Source organism: Helicobacter burdigaliensis (assembly GCF_003670295.1).
Lineage (GTDB): Bacteria > Campylobacterota > Campylobacteria > Campylobacterales > Helicobacteraceae > Helicobacter_D > Helicobacter_D burdigaliensis.
In genome coordinates, this window is record NZ_QXJG01000001.1 from 122,041 (window position 1) to 139,883 (window position 17,843).

Genomic DNA, 17,843 nt, shown 5'->3' on the forward strand with positions numbered 1-17,843 from the left:
TATTATCTTAGATTTATTAAAGAAATTTAAAAAAAATATTAGATTTTTTATTTAAGATTTTCTAAAGCAAGAAAATTTCTTGCTTTAAGAGATGTTGAGTTTCTTTTCAAGTTTTACGATTCTATCCCAAGTTTCAATAACAGAATCAGGATTTAAAGAAATAGAAGTAATGCCATTTTCTACCAAAAATTCAGCAATTTCTGGATAATCACTAGGCGCTTGTCCGCAGATTCCACAATATTTATTTTGCTTTTTACAAGCTTCAATTGCAAGTTTAAACATTTTTAAAAGTGCAGGATTTCTCTCATCAAAGATATGGCTTACAAGCTCTCCATCTCTATCTACTCCTAAAGTTAATTGTGTTAAGTCATTAGAACCAATGGAGAAGCCATCAAAGAGTTGTAAGAATTCATCAGCCATAATCACATTCACAGGCAATTCACACATCACATACACTTCTAAGCCATTTTCGCCCTGCACTAGCCCATTTTTACGCATAATCTCTAATACGCGTCTTCCCTCCTCTGGAGTTCTAAGGAATGGAATCATAATTTTCATATTAGAAAAGCCCATTTCATTTCTAGCCATAGCAAGAGCTTGACATTCCCACTCAAATGCTTGTAAATATTCTTTAGAATAGTATCTACTAGCTCCACGATAGCCAATCATAGGATTCTCTTCATGAGGCTCATAGTCCTTTCCACCCACCATTCTACAATATTCATTAGATTTAAAATCGCTCGTTCTAACAATTACAGGCTTTGGATAGAATGCTGCTGCTATCATACCCACACCCTCTGCGATTTTTTTAATAAAAAAGTCTTTTGGATTTGCATAGCCTGACATGATCTCTCTTACGCCCTCTACTCCATCAAACTCTTTGTTGCCATTATGCAAACCAATAAGAGCTAAAGGATGTGCTTTAATGTAATTGTTAATAATAAATTCCATTCTAGCAAGCCCTACCCCATTATTAGGTATCATAGAAAAAGAAAAGGCTTTTTCAGGATTTCCTATATTCATATAAATTTTAGTTTTGGGTTGTTCTAGTGAAGTTAAATCTACTTTTTCCACTTCATATTCATAGATTCCATTATATACAAATCCATCTTCTCCTTCTGCACAAGAGACGGTTACTTCCATTCCAGTTTCTAGCTTTTCAGTAGCACCCACAGCACCCACAATAGCAGGAACTCCGATTTCTCTAGCTACAATTGCTGCATGGCAAGTTCTACCCCCACGATTTGTAATAACTGCAGAAGCCTTTTTCATAGCAGGTTCCCAATCTGGATCTGTGTTATCGGTTACTAAAATCTCTCCTGCTTTTAATTCACCCATATTATTAATATTATCAATCACTCTTATTTTACCTGTGCCTATTTTGCCCCCTACGGCTTTACCGCTTAAAATAACCTCTTTTTCGCCTTTATCTTTAAAGAAGTATTTTTCTAAAGTATTGTTTTGTTTTTTCATTTTTTGGCTTTGGACAGTTTCAGGACGCGCTTGAACAATAAAAATCTCTCCACTATTTCCATCTTTTGCCCACTCCATATCCATAGGGCGATATTCCCCTGCTTCTTTAGAATAATGTTTTTCAATAAGCATTGCATATCTTGCTAGAGTTAAAATCTCATCATCATTTAAAGAAAAACTCTTTAGCTCTTCTTCTGTTGTAGGAATGTTTTTTGTAGGATGTTTAGCACCCGGTGCTGCATACACCATTTTAATATTTTTATAGCCTAATTGTCTTTTTAAAATAGGACGCTTACCAAGCTCTAGTGCAGGTTTAAATACATAAAATTCATCAGGATTTACTGTTCCACCCACTACATTTTCACCAAGCCCCCAAGATGAAGTAATAAACACTGCATCTTTAAAGCCAGTTTCTGTATCAATGCTAAACATTACTCCAGAGCTCCCCTTATCAGAACGCACCATTTTTTGCACCCCTACAGAAAGTGCTACTTTAAAGTGATCAAAACCTCTTGAGGCACGATAGCTTACTGCCCTATCTGTAAAAAGAGAGGCAAGACAGGATTTAATATAGTGGATTAACTCTGTTTGTCCTTGAACACTTAAATAAGTATCTTGTTGTCCTGCAAAAGATGCATCGGGCAAATCCTCAGCAGTTGCTGAACTTCTTACTGCCACATCGGCTTCTTCCATACCATATTCATCGCTTAATATTTTATAAGCTTCTAAAATTTCTTCTCTTAAATCTGCTGGAAGTGGTGTTCCAAAAATCATATCACGAATCTTTTTAGAACGCACATTTAAAACATCTATTTCAGTAACATCAACGCCATCAAGCAACTCTTTAATTTTTTCTCTAATGCCAGCACTATCTAATAAATACCAATAAGCCTCACTTGTAATTGCAAAACCATTTGGGACTTTAATCCCCATAGGCACAAGCTCTTGAAACATCTCTCCAATACTTGCATTCTTTCCACCAACGATTGGCACATCCTTATTATTCAGTTCCTTGAAAAACCTGATGTATTTCATTTTGAAATCTCCTATTATTCTTACGCTTTATTGAATTAAAGCGTTATTCTACTTAATTTAAGTTTATCTCATTCTTAGTTTATTTACTCTTTAAGAGGAGTTTGATAAACTTTCATCTTTAAAAAGTGTAAATTTATACAAAATTACACATTCTAGACAACAATAAAGGTGATTTATGGAGAATTTGGATCAGATTTTAAAGCAACATAAGCTAAGCGGTGAAGATTATGAAAAAATCTTAAAAATATTAGGAAGAGAACCTAATTTAGTAGAAATTGGCATTATTTCAGCTATGTGGAGCGAACATTGTAGTTATAAATCCAGCAAAGTTTATCTTAATGGCTTCCCCACACGCGCTCCTTGGGTGATTCAAGGGCCAGGTGAAAATGCAGGTGTCATTGATATAGGGGGAGGTTATGGTGCTGTTTTTAAAATGGAATCGCACAATCACCCAAGCTTTATTGAGCCCTATGCTGGAGCTGCTACTGGAGTGGGTGGCATTATGCGTGATGTTTTTACAATGGGGGCTAGACCGGTAGCTTCTTTAAATTCTATCCGTTTTGGAGATATTACCAAAGAAGATGCAATAGGTGCTAAACACCGCTATCTTTTAAAAGGCGTAGTAAGCGGGATTGGTGGCTATGGGAATTGTATGGGTGTGCCAACAATCGGAGGAGAAACAAGCTTTGAAGATTGTTATGAGGGAAATATTTTAGTTAATGCCTTTACTTTAGGAATTGTAAAAAATGATGAAATTTTTTATGGAAAAGCAGAAGGAATTGGAAATCCTGTAATTTATGTAGGTTCTAAAACTGGACGCGATGGACTTGGCGGGGCTGTTATGAGTTCTGATAGCTTTAATGAAGATTCTAAATCTTTGCGTCCAACCGTGCAAGTGGGTGATCCTTTTACAGAAAAATTACTTTTAGAAGCATGTTTAGAACTTTTTAAAGAGGATTTAATCGTAGGGATTCAAGATATGGGAGCAGCAGGACTTACAAGCTCTAGTTTTGAGATGGCAGGACGCAGTGGAAGCGGTATGATTATGCACTTAGATAAAGTGCCTATGAGAGAAGAAGGAATGAATCCTTATGAACTAATGCTTAGCGAATCACAAGAGCGAATGCTAATTTGTGCTAAAAAAGGTTGCGAGGATAAGATTATACAAATCTTCCAAAAATGGGAGCTTGATTGTGCGATTATAGGAGAAGTTACAAATAGTGGTGTTATGGAGCTTTTCTGGCATAATGAGCTTTGTGCGAAGATTCCTGTTGCACCTTTGAGCGAAAACGCACCTATTTTAAAGCGTCCTGTGAGCGAAAATCCTACTTATTTAGAGGAGTTAGAATCTCTTAATAAAGAAGCCTTAAATAATGTAAATCAAAAAGAAGCACTAAAAACTATTTTAGCACATCCAAGCGTAAGTGATAAGGCATGGATTTATGAGCAATTTGATAGCAGTGTTCAAGCTAATACAATCATACCTTGTGGTTTTGGTGGAGCAAGCGTAATTCGTGTAAAAGAGAATGGAAAAGGGCTTGGTATGAGTGTGGCATGTCCTATTAGACTTTGTTATCTTAATCCACAAGAGGGCGCTAAACAAGCAGTAGCAAAGGTAGGTAGAGATATTGCCCTAAGAGGTGGGAGAGCTTTAGCAATTACAGATTGTTTGAACTTCGGAAGCCCAGAAAATAAAGAAGTTATGTGGCAGTTTAAAGAATCTTGTGAAGGGATTAAGCTTGCTTGTAAAGCGTTAAATACTCCAGTTGTAAGTGGAAATGTAAGCCTTTATAACCAAACAAATAATAAAGATATTTATCCTACACCCTCAATCGCAGGAGTTGGGATTATAGATGATTTAAACAATGTCTTAAAAAGTGATTTTAACAAAGAAGGGCTAGAAGTCTATAAACTAGCTTCTAGACATTCTAAAGAAGAGTATGGAGCGAGTTTATTTGCAAAGCTTTTTGGTAATAGCTTTAAAGATGATATTGCTAAGATTAAATTAGAAGATGAGCTTTATTTATGGAGTGTACTTGCAAGTGCAAATGAAAGAAATTTATTAGAAGCTGTTAGCGATATTTATCAAGGTGGATTAATCACAGCACTTAGCAAAGCTTGTATTAGAGGAAATATCGGCTTTAAACTTAGCAAGGATTTCAAAACAAAAGAGCTTTTTGGAGAAGCACCTACACAGATTTTAATCGCCATTAAAGCAGAAAATTTAAAAGGTATCCAAGCACTTATTGCAGATTCCAATCTTTGCTTAGAAAAAGTTGCAACTTTAGGTGGAGATAAGCTTCAATTTGGGAATGATTTTATCTCTTTAGAAGAAGCAAAAAAGCTCTATTATGAAAGCTTTAAAAAAGAAATTGAAAAAAATTAATTTGATTTTATGCTCTATGCTAGGGATTTTACCTGCATATTGCATGGATTTTGATAGTTTTTATAGGCAAGTTGCCAAACAAGCACAAGAGAAAAACTATATTACTTTTAGGCATAGACCCCTTGTTACTAAAGAGAGCTACCACACCCTTAGCATAGAAGAAAAAGAACAACTCCATCAAAAAGGCGGACTTGTTTTAGTATTTAGCAGAATTTCTTTGTTTTTGTTTTTAAACGAACAAAGTGGAGTGGCTTTAAGCACAGAAAATGGAAGTTATTTAAAATTTGATCAAAAATATTATGAAACCTTAAAAGATATAGATATAGGAGGAGAGATTAAAGCTATGTGTGCTCTTCCTCGCTTTAATAAATGTATCCTTTTGGGCTATGAAGCTTTTTAAGCAAATTGCCCTTTGATAGCCTCACACCATTTGCTAATGCGATCATCGCTTAACTCTTCTTGATTGTCTTGATCTAAAATAAGTCCTATAAATTTTCCATCTACCACACATAAACTTTCTTCAAAATCATAGCCCTCTATTGAAGTTTCTCCTATAACCTTGGCACTCTTAGATGCTTTTTTATAGATTTCATACAATCCATTACAAAATGTATCCCCATAAGTATCCTGATCCCCTACTCCTACAAATGCTACTATTTTATTTTCAAAATCTTTTTCTTCCAAATCTTCTAAAAAATCTTCCCAATCGCTTTGCAAATCTCCACTCCCATAGCTTGGAGTTGCTAAGATTAGATTTGTAAAACTAGAAATTTGCTCTTTTTTGGCATTTGCTACATCTATAATTTCAATATTTTCAAAATGTTGTGCGATTTTTTGTGCAATATCTTTTGTAGTGCCTGCATCTGAACCATAAAATAAACCAATTTTTTCCATATTTTTATCCTTATTTTTTAAAAAATCTACTAAATTTTAGCGATGAAAATCTATAACTTTTTTATTTAAAATAAAATAAATTATGATAATGTTTATTAACTTATTCAACAAATTTACACAAAAAGCTTTATGAATAAATTTTATTTTGCAGATTATAACTATATTTTTAAAAGATAGAGAGTTTTAGCCTCCCCCCGCTCTATCTTTTGAAGGAAAATAGATACTAAAAACATTTAGTACTAGCTTTAAGCTTAAGTTAAGCGGGTTTTCTTTAGAATGCTTTTAAAATTTTTTTATGTGCTTTGTTTTGGTTATGGTTGTTTTAAAACTATAACCAAGGCTATTAATAATATAAAAAACATATTTATTTCTGCTATCATCTTAAGCCTCCTTAAAGCCCTTAAAAGACAATAAAAACTTCGCTCAAGCTGTTAGGATTTTAGCATTTATAGCTTAATATCTCTTTAAAATATTAATTATGATTTATTTGTAAGCCTTTTTGATTTCTCTAACCACTGCAAAGAATTTTTTAAATCCTCCTTTATAAAAGCTCTTATAAGCCTCTATAAGTGCAAAACCTAACTTATAATAAGGATGATTATAAAGCTTTTTAGATATTTCATAATCTTTGTAAGTTTCAATATTTTTAGTTTTAGGTATTTTAAAATTCTCTAAAAAATGTCTTACAATCGTGCTAGAAATATTTATAGGCATTTTCATATATCCCACAACACTATAAGAATCCTCTACTATAACCTTGCCTAACTTGTAATATAGGCTGTTTTTTATGAAATAACTTGCCCCTATTTTATCCATTGTTGGATTTGTTAAATCAAAATAAGCTTGATTGTTTATAGCTAAGATTGTAAAAAGTTTATTAGATATTTTTTCATCGCCTAAAATTTGAGCCAGTTTGAAAGCCACATAAGAGATATTAGGATATTTTTTGCCATAATTTCTAAAATAATCGTTAAAAAATTCATCATTAGAAAACTTTTTAGCACTTGTATAGGTTAAAAGTGCTTTAAAAAATTGCTCTTGTTGCTCTTTTGAGATGTTTTCTAAAAAATTTTCAGCTTCTTTTTTATTCTTTTCCACAATATAAGAAAATTCTATCATCGCATAAAGCAAATTTTCCCTATCAAACTGCCAAGCTTCTTTTATGTGAGATTGTAAAACCTTGCCTTTAAGCTTTAAATCTTTTGCTATTCTATATGCACTAAAGCTAGAAAATGCCTTTTGCAAAGGGTGAATGCCCTCTAGTTTATTGCTTTTATCTATTAAAATCTCATATTGCTCTTTTTTAGAATAAAACTCATAGAGGCTAACCCCACGACACTCCCCTATTATCACGCTCAAAAATGAAAATCCCGATTCTTTTGAATAATAGAGGGTTTGAGATAAGCTCATCAAATAATTTTCAAATAGTGCCCTATAAACCCCACCCCTTAGCTCTTTGGGTAAATTTTCTAAAAAATCGTGCGAGGTGTAGAGATTTTCACTTTGATTAAAGAGTGTTTTTGATTCTTGCTTTAAAACTTCAAGCATAGATAAATCATCGCTAAAAACAATAGCCTTAGCACCTTTTTGCAATTCATTTCTGATTGTATAAATTGCTATTTCACTTGCTAATGCTTTATAAAAAACTCCATTAGAAGTAAATGTGTTTCTATAATCTATATTAAAAATTGCATCTCCACTTCTTATATGAATTGCTACAAACTCTCCCTTTGTTTCTTTAATCTTTTTTGCTATTTTAAAGCATTCTAAAATTAATTTCTTTAAAAATCTTCCTTGTGCTTTGCAAATATTCTTCTTGGTTAATATCTTTAAAAATCTTAGATAAATCTTTTTGAGTAGTTGCTAATTGCCCCCCCCCCCCCACTAAGTAGTTCTTTAGTAACTTTACCTAAAAAACTTTCAAAATTATTTTGGCAAGTTGGCATAAACTGCCCTTTTAGTGAAAATCTAGAAATAAATTCTTGACTAAAAATCCTCTCTTGGCTTTCCATAGAGATTCCAGCTAATCCATTTTTAGCTAATGTGCTATGAAATTTTTTTGTTTTTTGGCTATGATCTTTCCATAAAAAGCCAAACTCCCCCCTTAATCTCTTAGCTAAATACATTGCATTTAAAATCGCCCTTAGCCTCTCTCCTAGTCCATCATCTCTTAGTGCTAAAAATTTCATTCTTTCTCCATAAACTCGTGCATAAACTCGTGCAATTTATTATATTCTTGGCGTGTTAGAAAACGCACTTTTTGTGTAGGAAGATTATTAAGTTTGACAAATCCATAAGAAATCCGCTTTAAATCCAAAACTTCTAAATTAAAATGCGCAAAAAACCTCCTAAGTTCTCTATTTTTTCCCTCATTAATCACGACTTTGATTTTAGAGTATTTAGGTGTGTTTTTAATCACAGAGTAATCCAAAAATGGAGCAAATTCCATAGAAGTAATTTTGCTTTTTTTATGTGCTCCACTTCTAGCATTTTCTAAGCTTATCCCCTCTTCCATTGCATCAAAAACTTTATCTTTTATAAGTCCATTAAGCTTCACTAGATAGGTGCGCTCTAACCTACTTTCCATTAGCTTTGTAACCACCTTATTGCTATCACTTAAAAGCAATAACCCCTCACTTGCAAAATCTAATCTCCCCACAGGATTAAAATGCCTAAATCTCTTAGGCAAACTTTCATAAATTACTTTTCTACCCCTATCATCTTTTTTGCTAACTAGCTCGCCTTTTGGCTTATTATAGACGATTACAGAGTATTCCTCTTTAGCTTTAAGGAGCTTTCCTTCTAAATACACCTTTGAAGTTTCTCTCACTTTATAAGAAAAATCTTTTATAATTTCTTTATTAATGCTTACCTTGCCTTCTTTTATAAGTGTATCTGCCTCGCGTCTTGAATATTTTGAAAAATGTGCTATATATTGGTTTAATCTCATCTTTACTTCTTAAAAATAAATTTTTGTGCTTTTAATATCTCTTTTAGTTTGTCTTTATGTTTCCCTTGAATCTCTAACAAAAAGCCCTCTTTTTCTTCTCTTATCTTCCCACCACTTGCCAAAGTAGTCTTGCACTGCTTTAAAAGCTTTTCTAGCTCTTTTTTATCCATATAGAAAATCCCACAAATTGTGAGATCTTTCCCACCTCTTTTTTCTTCATTAATCCATAAAAAATATTCGCTTTTTTCTTTTGTTGGAGCCACTTTTTTACATTTACATTTGCTTTGTAATTCTCCACATTTTTTGCAAACTACATCAAAGCTATCGCCAAATTTTGCTCCAATTTGTAAATTTAATCGATCCATTCAAGCTCACTTAATTCTTCTTTGATTTGACTATGCACAAAAAGATTGCTTATCATTTCAAGCTCTTGTGTAGGGGTTTTAAAAAGCACTCTTAGCTCTCTTTTGCCTCTATTTTTATAAGCAGCTCTTTGCAAAAGCATAATAATACTTTCATTCATACTAGAATTTAAAACAAGTGTTAAAGGCGTATTTACATCGCTTTTTTCTATTGTAAAATCTACTTGCTCTTTTTGTGCTTCTTCTAGGGTTAAAACCTTATCTGCTTTAAGCTTTTTGGTTTCTTCTTGCTCTTGCACCATACATTTAATAGCAATAGGCACTTCTTTATCCAAGCCCTCTAATTGCTCTAATGTTTTTTCAAAAATCGTAAGTTCCACACTTCCATAGAGATCCTGAAGCTTTAAGATTCCATAACGCTTTCCACTTTTAGAAAACTTTGTGATGATTTCTTCTATCTTTCCTACAAGCAAAATGCTACTATTTTCGGCAATTTCTTGAATCTGATTGCTAAAAGCACATTTTATGCTTTTAATCACCTCTTTATATTCTTCTAGCGGATGTCCTGAAGCATAGAATCCTAAACTTTCTTTTTCAAATTCTAAAAGTTCTTTTTTAGAATATTCTCCTTTATCTTCTAGGTTGATTTCTACATTTACCATCTCTTCACTCATACCAAAAAGAGAGTTTTGCGCTTCTTTTTGTAAAGTTTGCGACATTTTGGCGTTTTCTGTTAAAGCTTCTACTTGCTCTAAAAGTGTTTTTCTGCTATATCCAAAACAATCCATCGCACCACTTTTAATAAAAGCTTCTATGGATTTTTTATTAACCTTTTGTGGATCAATCCTTGATAAAAAGTCTTTTAAATCCTTAAATTCTCCATTATTAGCACGCTCTTCTAAAATAATATTAATCGCAACTTCTCCAGCACCTTTAATCGCTCCAAGCCCAAAAAGTATGCAATCTTCTCCATTTATCTCTTCCACACTAAATTCCAAAGCAGATTTTTGCAGATTAGGAGGAGAAACTTTAATTCCCATTCTTTTAACTTCTTCTATATATTCTACTACCTTATCTGTGTTATTATCCTCTGAAGTTAGCAGAGCTGCCATAAACTCTTTTGGATAATAAGTTTTTAAATAAGCTGTTTCAAAGGTAATCATCGCATAAGCTGCTGAATGGGATTTATTAAATCCATATCCTGCAAATTTTACAATGAGTTCCCAAAGTTCTTCTGCTTTTGCTCTATCAAAGCCTTGAGCCACCGCTCCATCTGCAAATTTGTTTTTGTTATCTGCCATAATTTGAGCATCTTTTTTACCCATAGCACGACGGATTAAATCCGCTCCACCTAGTGAAAATCCACCAATCCTTTGCACAATCTGCATAACTTGCTCTTGATAGACAATCGTCCCATAAGTAGGACGCAAAATCGGTTCTAGCTCTGGAAACATATAAACAATAGGTTCTCTTCCATGCTTTCTATCAATAAAATCGCTCACCATTCCCGATTCAATAGGACCTGGACGGCCTAAGGCAATAATTGCAATAATATCTTCAAAAGTGCTAGGACGCAAACGCTTATTAATCCCTTGAAACATACTAGATTCTATTTGAAAAACGCCTAAAGTATTTCCGCTTTGCAAAGTTTCATAAACAAGCTTGTCATCTACATCCACTGCTAAAAAGTCTATTTTTTTATTATGCTTTTTTTCAATAAGTTTTAGCGCTCCATCAATAAGAGTAAGTGTTTTTAAACCCAAAAAGTCAAATTTAATCAAATCCACATCTTCTAAATATTTCATAGAATATTGTGTAGCTATAATCCCATCACGCGTAGATTTATATAAAGGTGCTTTATACCATAGCTCTTTTTGAGAATCAATTACTACTGCTGCTGCATGTGTTCCTGCGTTTCTTTTAGTCCCCTCTAAAGTAATAGCAAAGTCCCACACCTGTTTTGCCAAAGGATTGCTTTGTATTAACTCTTTAATTTTTGGCTCTTTATTATAAGCTTCTTCAAGTGTGATTTCTAGCTCTTTTGGGATAAGCTTTGCCATAGCATCAGCCTCCCCATAAACCATACCCATAACCCTTGCCACATCTCTAATTACCGCTTTTGCTTTCATCTGTCCAAAGGTAATAACTTGTGCGACATTGTGATAGCCATATTTTTCTGTCACATAATCAATAATCTCCCCTCGCCTACTTTGGCAAAAGTCCATATCAATATCTGGCATACTTACACGCTCTGGATTTAAAAACCGCTCAAAAAGCAAGTCATATTTTAGCGGATCAATATTTGTAATCTCCAAGCAAAATGCAACCAAGCTTCCAGCAGCACTTCCTCTCCCAGGCCCTACGGGAATCCCACGCTCTTTAGCCGCCCTAACAAAATCCCAAACAATCAACATATATCCGGGGAATTTCATTTTATTAATTACATTGATTTCATGCTCTAAGCGTTCTTCATACATTTTATGCTTAGATCTATCAATATTTTTTAGTCTTTTTTTAAGCCCCTCTCTACATTTATAAGTAAAATAATCTGCATCTTCTACAAAATCTAAATTTTCTTTTTTGGCATATTCAGCGGTAAATTTAAAACTAGGAGGAGTTGGATCTCCTAAATGCAATTCTAAATTGCATTTATTGGCTATCTCTTGAGTGGCACTAATCGCTTCTGGTAAATCACGATAGAGCGCTGCCATCTCTTGTGGGCTTTTAATATAAAATTCTTGCACATTATGGCGCATTCTTTTAGGATCATTAAAATCTTTACCAAATCCTATACAAAATGCTACTTCTTGCACGATTGCATCGCTTTGTTTAGTATAATGTGTATCATTTGTGGCTACGATTTTTATACCTGTTTCTTGCGAAAGTCTAATAATATCATTATCAATTAATTGTTGCTCTTGAATTCCATGCCGCATAAGCTCTAAATAAAAATCTTCCCCAAAAATATCTTTATATTCTAAAGCAACTTCTTTGGCACGCTCATAGCCTTTTCTACCCTTATTATCGTCCTTTTTTAAATTAAGATGCCATTGCACCTCACCATTTAAACAAGCAGAAGAACAAATAAGCCCTTTGCTATGTTCTCTTAGCATTTTTTTGCTTACACGCGGTTTCATATGAAAGCCGTATAAAGAGGCTTGTGAAGCTAGATACATAAGGTTTTGATACCCTTCTAAATCTTTAGCATAAAGACATAAATGATATCTTTGGTTGCTTTTATCTGCTATATCTTCTGCATTATGCAAATAAGCTTCCATTCCTAAAATGGGTTTAATACCCTCTGCTTTCATTGTTTTATAAAATTCAATAGCACCAAACATATTGCCATGATCTGTAATGGCAACACTTTCCATTCCTAGCTCTTTAATTTTCTTAGCTAGTATTTTAATCTTGTTTAATCCATCTAATAAAGAATATTCCGTATGCAAATGCAAATGCGTAAATTGCACATTTTCCATAGGGGTTTTACTCATTATAAATTTCCTTACATCCGTAGAGTTTTACATTTTTTAAATAAATAAAATAATTTTGATTGCATTGTAGCAACTTTTTGCTTTAAGACAAATTTTATCCTTTTATAAAATTATTTTAAAATATTTTCTATGTTTTCTTCTTTTTCTTATAAAAATAAAATATTTTTCAAAAAATGCTATAAAGTAAATTTTACACGAGATATTCTCCCAATCCTCTGTCTAAAAACTAATAAAAAAGATAAAAAAATCTTAACTTTAATAGAGATACTTTATGTTGCTTTAATTTAGAGTTAATAATATTATTCATATAATCTCATATAATTTTTTAAAATAAAGAAGGATATTTGCCATGTTTAATAAAAACCTCTCACTTAAGTTTCAGTTATTATCAGGCTTTTCTATTGTATTGGCCTTTATCATTGTGATTTCCGCAGTGGGTTATGTAAAGATACAATTTGTAAATACAAGCTTAAAAACTATTACAGATGTTAATGCAGTTAAACAACGCTATGCTATAAATTTTAGAGGGAGCGTGCATGATAGAGCTATTGCGATTAGAGATGTTGTTTTACTAAGTGATCCTAATGAGCTTACTAGCACTATTCAAACTATTAAAAAATTAGAAGAGGCATATAAAGATTCTGCATTAAAAATGGAAGAAATTTTTAAAAATGCGAATATGTATGATGCTAAAGATAAAGAAATTTTAGACAAAATTAAAGCAGTAGAAGCTTATACTATGCCACTTATTACTGAGATTATCTCACTTAAAGCCAATCAAGATTTAGCAGGTGCTAGAGCCTTGCTTATTAGTAAAGCTCGCGGTGCTTTTGTAAATTGGCTTGCTGTAATTAATGAATTTATTGACTACCAAGAAAGTAAAAATCAGATTCTAACCGATCAAGCAAGTAGCACAATTATTAGCTATCTTGATTTAACATTATGGCTAGCTGTTATTGCGACAATTTTTGCGTTTGTGATTGCTACGCTGATTACTAGAGCGATTATTTCTTCTTTAGGAGGAGAGCCAAAAGAGGCAGTAAAAGCTGTTTTAAGTATTGCAGGTGGAAATTTAAAAACAAATATTGATACAAAATTCAAAGAAAGCATGTTAGCCTCTGTTGCTAATATGCAAGAAAGACTTAGAGGCATTGTAGGTGAAGTTGCACATTCTTCTAGCGAACTAACTAATAAAGCTAGTGATGTATCCAATAGCTCTGAAGTAGCAAAAAGTTCTTCACAAGAACAATACAATCATTCTCAAAATTCTGCAAATAAGATTCAAGATCTTGTAAAAGCTATTAATGATGTTTCACAAATTGCCATTCAAACCAAAGAAAACTCCGAGCAAACTACAAGCCTTTCTTTTCATGCTAAAGAATCTATGAAAACTACTATTGATGAGATTGAAAAGATTACTCAAACTGTTTCCCTTTCATCTGAACGCATTAGAATGCTAGAAAAACATTCTCAAGAGATTAATGGCAGTGCAGAACTTATTAAAGAAATCACAGATCAAACTAATCTTTTAGCACTAAATGCAGCGATTGAAGCAGCAAGAGCTGGAGAGGCCGGAAGAGGATTTGCCGTAGTTGCAGATGAAATTAGAAAACTAGCAGAAAGAACAGGGGTTGCTACTTCTGAAATTACACGCATTATTGAGATTATCCAAAGCGAAACTCAAACAGCAGTAGAAGCAATTCAAGCAGCGATTCCTCAAGTAGAAAAAGGAATGCAACTTGCAAATGAAGCAGATGGAATTTTAGATCAAATCAACACACAAGCGTTAGATTCTTTTGAAAAAGCCAAAGAAGTTGCACAAGCAACTGAGATTCAAACCAAAAATATTGAAGAACTTGCAAAAGAATTAGTAGATATTTCAGAAAGTTCTAAAAATACTGTAAGCCTTATGGAGCAAAATACAAGCTCTTCTAACGCGCTAGAAGAAATTGCAAATACACTTAAAAAACACATTGGCTATTTTAAACTTTAGTTAAATTAAGGGAAACATTTGCGTAAAGTTGCACTGATTTTATTAAATGCGGGGGCTTCCACCCGCTTTAGAAGTACAAAAAGTCCCAAGAAACAATGGCTACGACTAGATGAAATACCTTTATGGTTAAAAGTCGCTAAAGAGGTTTCTAGCTTTTATGCCTTTAGCACTTGCATCATCACTGCTTCAAATCAAGAAGAAAAAAAACTAATGGAAAAATATATTTTTTCTTATGAATTAAATTTTGAAGTAGTTATAGGAGGAGAAACTAGACAAGATTCTTTAGAAAATGCCCTAAAAAACATTAAAGAAGAATGGGTTTTAGTAAGCGATGTCGCGCGTGCTAATATTCCAAAAGAAATTTTTCTTTCTATTTTGGAAAACAAAGAAGATTTTGATTGCATTGTGCCTTTTTTAAATATCTATGATACAACCGCATTAGAAGATGAAACTTCATTGAGCTATTTAAAAAGAGAAAATCTAAAAATTATCCAAACTCCACAACTTAGCAAAACAAAAGTGCTAAAGCTTGCCATCACAAAAGGACAGTTTACAGATGAAAGTAGTGCAATTTTAGCAAGTGGGGGCAAGATAGGCTTTATAGAAGGTTCTAAAGAATCTTTAAAAATCACACATTTAAAAGATTTAGAAGCCTTTAACTTTCCTCCTCCTAGCCAAAGAGCAATTATGGGATTTGGCAGTGATATTCATGCCTTTCAAAAAGGAGAAGGTTTGCTTATGGGTGGGATAAAAATCCCTGCTCCTTATGAGTTTATTGCACATAGTGATGGTGATGTATGCCTCCATTCTCTTAGTGATGCGATTTTAGGAGGAATTGGGGCTGGAGATATTGGAGAGTGGTTTCCTGATAATGATCCTAGCTTTAAAGGAGCAGATTCTGCAAAGCTTTTAGAAAAAATTTTAGATTTTGCACTAGATGTGGGTTATAGTATAAGGCAAGTAGATATTACAATATTTGCACAAACTCCAAAACTATCTCCCTACAAATCGCATATCGAAAAAAATATTGCAAAATTACTTAATATTCCACTTTTTTGCGTCAATTTAAAAGCTACAACCACAGAGCATTTAGGGTTTGTGGGTAGAAAAGAGGGAATTTTGGTGCAAACCCTCGTGGTTATGGAATATTTTAATTGGACTAAATTATTAAAAGAAGGTTTAAAATGAAAATACTTATCATAGAAAATGAAATTTATCTCGCTCAAAGCATTGCCGCAAAGCTTCAAACTTGTGGCTTTGAATGTGAGATTATCTCACTTTTAGAAGATGCAATGAGCTATGAGGATAATGTGGATATTGTTTTACTCTCTACAAGTATTTCAGGGCAAAATTTTTATCCTGTTATTGACAAATTTAAAAATTCCATTATTATTCTAATGATCCCTTATGTAAGTGAAGATACAGTCACAAGACCTCTTGATGCGGGCGCAAAAGATTATATTCTAAAACCTTTTATGATTGAAGAGCTTTTAAGAAAGATTAACCACTATAAAGCTTTCACGCAATTGCAACAAGAGATTCTTTTTTATAAAGATTATTTAGCCTCTTCGTTTATTTCATCTTCCCATACAATCAACACAAAAATAACTTTTCCTTTTGTTATTAAAAGCTCCTCTCAAAGGGTAATTGATGCTTGTGTGGTGAATTATGCAAACCATAAAAAACTTCCCATTCATTTTATCTCTCTTCATAAAAAAGATTCCTTTTGCAAAAAAGACTTTCAAAAACAACAGCTAACTTATATTGTAGGCTTTGAAGGACTTAACAAAGAAGCTCAATTAGAGTTTTTAAAAAATCTTAAAAATATTCCCGTGATTCTTTCTGTCCTTGGTGGAGATACAAGCCATCTTGATAATGTATTTGAAATCAATATTAAAGAAATTAATGATAATTTTCCTTGTGAAATTTTAAGTGTGGATGATTATATTAAAACTATGATTTTAAAATTTGAAGATAAGTATCCTGATACAGAACTTAGCAAAAGACTTGGAATGTCAAGAAAAAGCCTTTGGGAAAAAAGAAAAAAATATGGCGTTAGCAAGAAGAAATAAAGCACTTTTTATTGACAAAGAGGCTATTTTTGCCCTTTTATTGTGCAAAGAAGGACTTTTATACCCTGTTGTATCTTTAATGAATCAACAAGAAATGCAAGAAGTGGATAAAAGTGGCATTTATAATAAACAAAGCTTTCCTTTCTCTTTTATCTTAGCACCCTCTGGAAAACGTAATCTTGAGGTAATGAAAAATGCCAAAAAAGGGGAAATCCTCTCTTTGGTTTGTGATAGTCAAGTATGTGGCGAACTTGTGGTGGATTCTAGCTTTCCTATTAACAAAAAAGAACGCCTTTTTAAAATTATGAATGGGGATATTTACTCACAAAAAGCAAATGATATTTACAATAGGCTAGGAGATTATGCTATTTGTGGGGATTACACACTAGAACTTGATAGTTCCCTTTATGCAAATAGAGCAAGCAAAGAAAAAATTTTAGAAAAAAAATCTATTTTAGATGCTAAAAAAATTACTTCCATTGTGATTGAAGCAGCACCCATTACAAGAATCCATGAGAGAATCTTTCGCTCCATTTTGGAAGAAAGCGATCTTTTAATCTTGCTTCTTTCAAAACCCCACAAAGAAGAATTTTTAGAATTTGATTTAAGAAAACAATGCCTAGAATTTGTCGTAAGCAACTTTCTCCCCAAAGAGAGAATCTTAATTTTTTGTTTAGAAGATATTTATCTTTTTGCAGGGGCACATGGGCTAATCCTTGATGCAATTTTAGCCCAAAATCTTTCTTGCACACATCTAGTAGTAGGAGAAAACCACCCTAACCTTTCTATTTATTATGATAACCAAAAAATCCATTCTATTTATGATACCATTAAAGATATTGATATTAAAATCAAGCTTTTAAATGAATTTGTTTTTTGCAATGAATGCAAAACGATTGTAAGCGTGAGAACCTGCCCCCATGGCAAACACCACCACATCACTTATAGCACAAAATTTTTAAAACAGCTACTTAGTTTTGGGCTTATGCCTCCAACTGTGCTTGTAAGAAAAGAGGTTTCTGCTAAAATTTTAAGCCGACTTTATCCTAAGCGTTTTGATGGATTTTTAGATGAATATGCTTCTATGTTTGCAAGCGATGGAATTTTAAAGCGTTATAGCGATGAAGATTTTTATATCAAACTTATGAATCTTTACCAAACTTATTCACTTTATTAGGAAAAAT

13 protein-coding genes are annotated in these 17,843 nt (G+C 32.9%); 6 read left to right on the forward strand and 7 right to left on the reverse strand.

Annotation, left to right across the window (positions count from 1 at the left end):
- Positions 1–84 precede the first annotated feature (84 nt).
- Entirely contained in the window at positions 85–2,508 is a 2,424-nt protein-coding gene (ppsA, locus tag EBF09_RS00610; RefSeq protein WP_121763211.1) for a pyruvate, water dikinase, read from the reverse strand.
- A gap of 175 nt (positions 2,509–2,683) precedes the next feature.
- Here ppsA and purL point away from each other — a divergent pair, with 175 nt between their 5' ends.
- Entirely contained in the window at positions 2,684–4,894 is a 2,211-nt protein-coding gene (purL, locus tag EBF09_RS00615) for a phosphoribosylformylglycinamidine synthase subunit PurL (protein WP_121763212.1), read from the forward strand.
- Complete coding sequence (locus tag EBF09_RS00620) at positions 4,881–5,294, forward strand: hypothetical protein (RefSeq protein ID WP_232817596.1); 414 nt, start codon at positions 4,881–4,883, stop codon at positions 5,292–5,294. Before purL ends, EBF09_RS00620 begins: the two co-directional genes overlap by 14 nt.
- Here EBF09_RS00620 and EBF09_RS00625 read toward each other — a convergent pair.
- The 6 genes from EBF09_RS00625 to dnaE form a co-directional block, all read right to left on the reverse strand.
- Positions 5,291–5,788, reverse strand: a complete 498-nt coding sequence (locus EBF09_RS00625) for a flavodoxin (RefSeq protein ID WP_121763213.1) — start codon at positions 5,786–5,788, stop codon at positions 5,291–5,293. The genes EBF09_RS00620 and EBF09_RS00625 overlap by 4 nt on opposite strands.
- Before the next feature lie 483 nt (positions 5,789–6,271).
- Positions 6,272–7,381 (reverse strand): hypothetical protein, encoded by a 1,110-nt coding sequence (locus EBF09_RS00630; protein WP_121763214.1) that lies wholly within the window; start codon positions 7,379–7,381, stop codon positions 6,272–6,274.
- Between the two features lie 245 nt (positions 7,382–7,626).
- Entirely contained in the window at positions 7,627–7,977 is a 351-nt protein-coding gene (locus EBF09_RS00635) for a hypothetical protein (RefSeq protein ID WP_121763215.1), read from the reverse strand.
- Positions 7,974–8,738 (reverse strand): pseudouridine synthase, encoded by a 765-nt coding sequence (locus EBF09_RS00640; protein WP_121763216.1) that lies wholly within the window; start codon positions 8,736–8,738, stop codon positions 7,974–7,976. The genes EBF09_RS00635 and EBF09_RS00640 overlap by 4 nt, the downstream gene beginning before the upstream one ends.
- Positions 8,739–8,740: 2 nt before the next feature.
- On the reverse strand, positions 8,741–9,103 hold the full coding sequence (locus EBF09_RS00645) for an SUI1 family translation initiation factor (RefSeq protein ID WP_121763217.1): 363 nt from the start codon (positions 9,101–9,103) through the stop codon (positions 8,741–8,743).
- Positions 9,091–12,594, reverse strand: a complete 3,504-nt coding sequence (dnaE, locus tag EBF09_RS00650) for a DNA polymerase III subunit alpha (protein WP_121763218.1) — start codon at positions 12,592–12,594, stop codon at positions 9,091–9,093. The genes EBF09_RS00645 and dnaE overlap by 13 nt, the downstream gene beginning before the upstream one ends.
- A 349-nt stretch (positions 12,595–12,943) precedes the next feature.
- Here dnaE and EBF09_RS00655 point away from each other — a divergent pair, with 349 nt between their 5' ends.
- The 4 genes from EBF09_RS00655 to EBF09_RS00670 are packed head-to-tail and all read left to right on the forward strand — an operon-like array spanning position 12,944 to position 17,836.
- On the forward strand, positions 12,944–14,587 hold the full coding sequence (locus EBF09_RS00655) for a methyl-accepting chemotaxis protein (protein ID WP_121763219.1): 1,644 nt from the start codon (positions 12,944–12,946) through the stop codon (positions 14,585–14,587).
- Positions 14,588–14,605: 18 nt separating this feature from the next.
- Complete coding sequence (locus EBF09_RS00660; RefSeq protein WP_121763220.1) at positions 14,606–15,775, forward strand: bifunctional 2-C-methyl-D-erythritol 4-phosphate cytidylyltransferase/2-C-methyl-D-erythritol 2,4-cyclodiphosphate synthase; 1,170 nt, start codon at positions 14,606–14,608, stop codon at positions 15,773–15,775.
- Positions 15,772–16,659: a response regulator gene (locus tag EBF09_RS00665; protein ID WP_121763221.1), complete on the forward strand. Its 888-nt coding sequence runs from the start codon at positions 15,772–15,774 to the stop codon at positions 16,657–16,659. The genes EBF09_RS00660 and EBF09_RS00665 overlap by 4 nt, the downstream gene beginning before the upstream one ends.
- A complete protein-coding gene (locus EBF09_RS00670; RefSeq protein ID WP_121763342.1) occupies positions 16,637–17,836 on the forward strand; it encodes a sulfate adenylyltransferase in 1,200 nt (399 codons plus the stop codon). Before EBF09_RS00665 ends, EBF09_RS00670 begins: the two co-directional genes overlap by 23 nt.
- Positions 17,837–17,843: the final 7 nt, after the last annotated feature.

Excerpts from the sequence above, each read along its gene's own strand:
- ppsA (WP_121763211.1), bottom strand. The coding sequence starts at position 2,508 with ATGAAATACATCAGGTTTTTCAAGGAACTGAATAATAAGGATGTGCCA.
- purL (WP_121763212.1), top strand. The coding sequence starts at position 2,684 with ATGGAGAATTTGGATCAGATTTTAAAGCAACATAAGCTAAGCGGTGAA.
- EBF09_RS00625 (WP_121763213.1), bottom strand. The coding sequence starts at position 5,788 with ATGGAAAAAATTGGTTTATTTTATGGTTCAGATGCAGGCACTACAAAA.
- EBF09_RS00635 (WP_121763215.1), bottom strand. The coding sequence starts at position 7,977 with ATGAAATTTTTAGCACTAAGAGATGATGGACTAGGAGAGAGGCTAAGG.
- EBF09_RS00640 (WP_121763216.1), bottom strand. The coding sequence starts at position 8,738 with ATGAGATTAAACCAATATATAGCACATTTTTCAAAATATTCAAGACGC.
- EBF09_RS00645 (WP_121763217.1), bottom strand. The coding sequence starts at position 9,103 with ATGGATCGATTAAATTTACAAATTGGAGCAAAATTTGGCGATAGCTTT.
- dnaE (WP_121763218.1), bottom strand. The coding sequence starts at position 12,594 with ATGAGTAAAACCCCTATGGAAAATGTGCAATTTACGCATTTGCATTTG.
- EBF09_RS00655 (WP_121763219.1), top strand. The coding sequence starts at position 12,944 with ATGTTTAATAAAAACCTCTCACTTAAGTTTCAGTTATTATCAGGCTTT.
- EBF09_RS00665 (WP_121763221.1), top strand. The coding sequence starts at position 15,772 with ATGAAAATACTTATCATAGAAAATGAAATTTATCTCGCTCAAAGCATT.
- EBF09_RS00670 (WP_121763342.1), top strand. The coding sequence starts at position 16,637 with ATGGCGTTAGCAAGAAGAAATAAAGCACTTTTTATTGACAAAGAGGCT.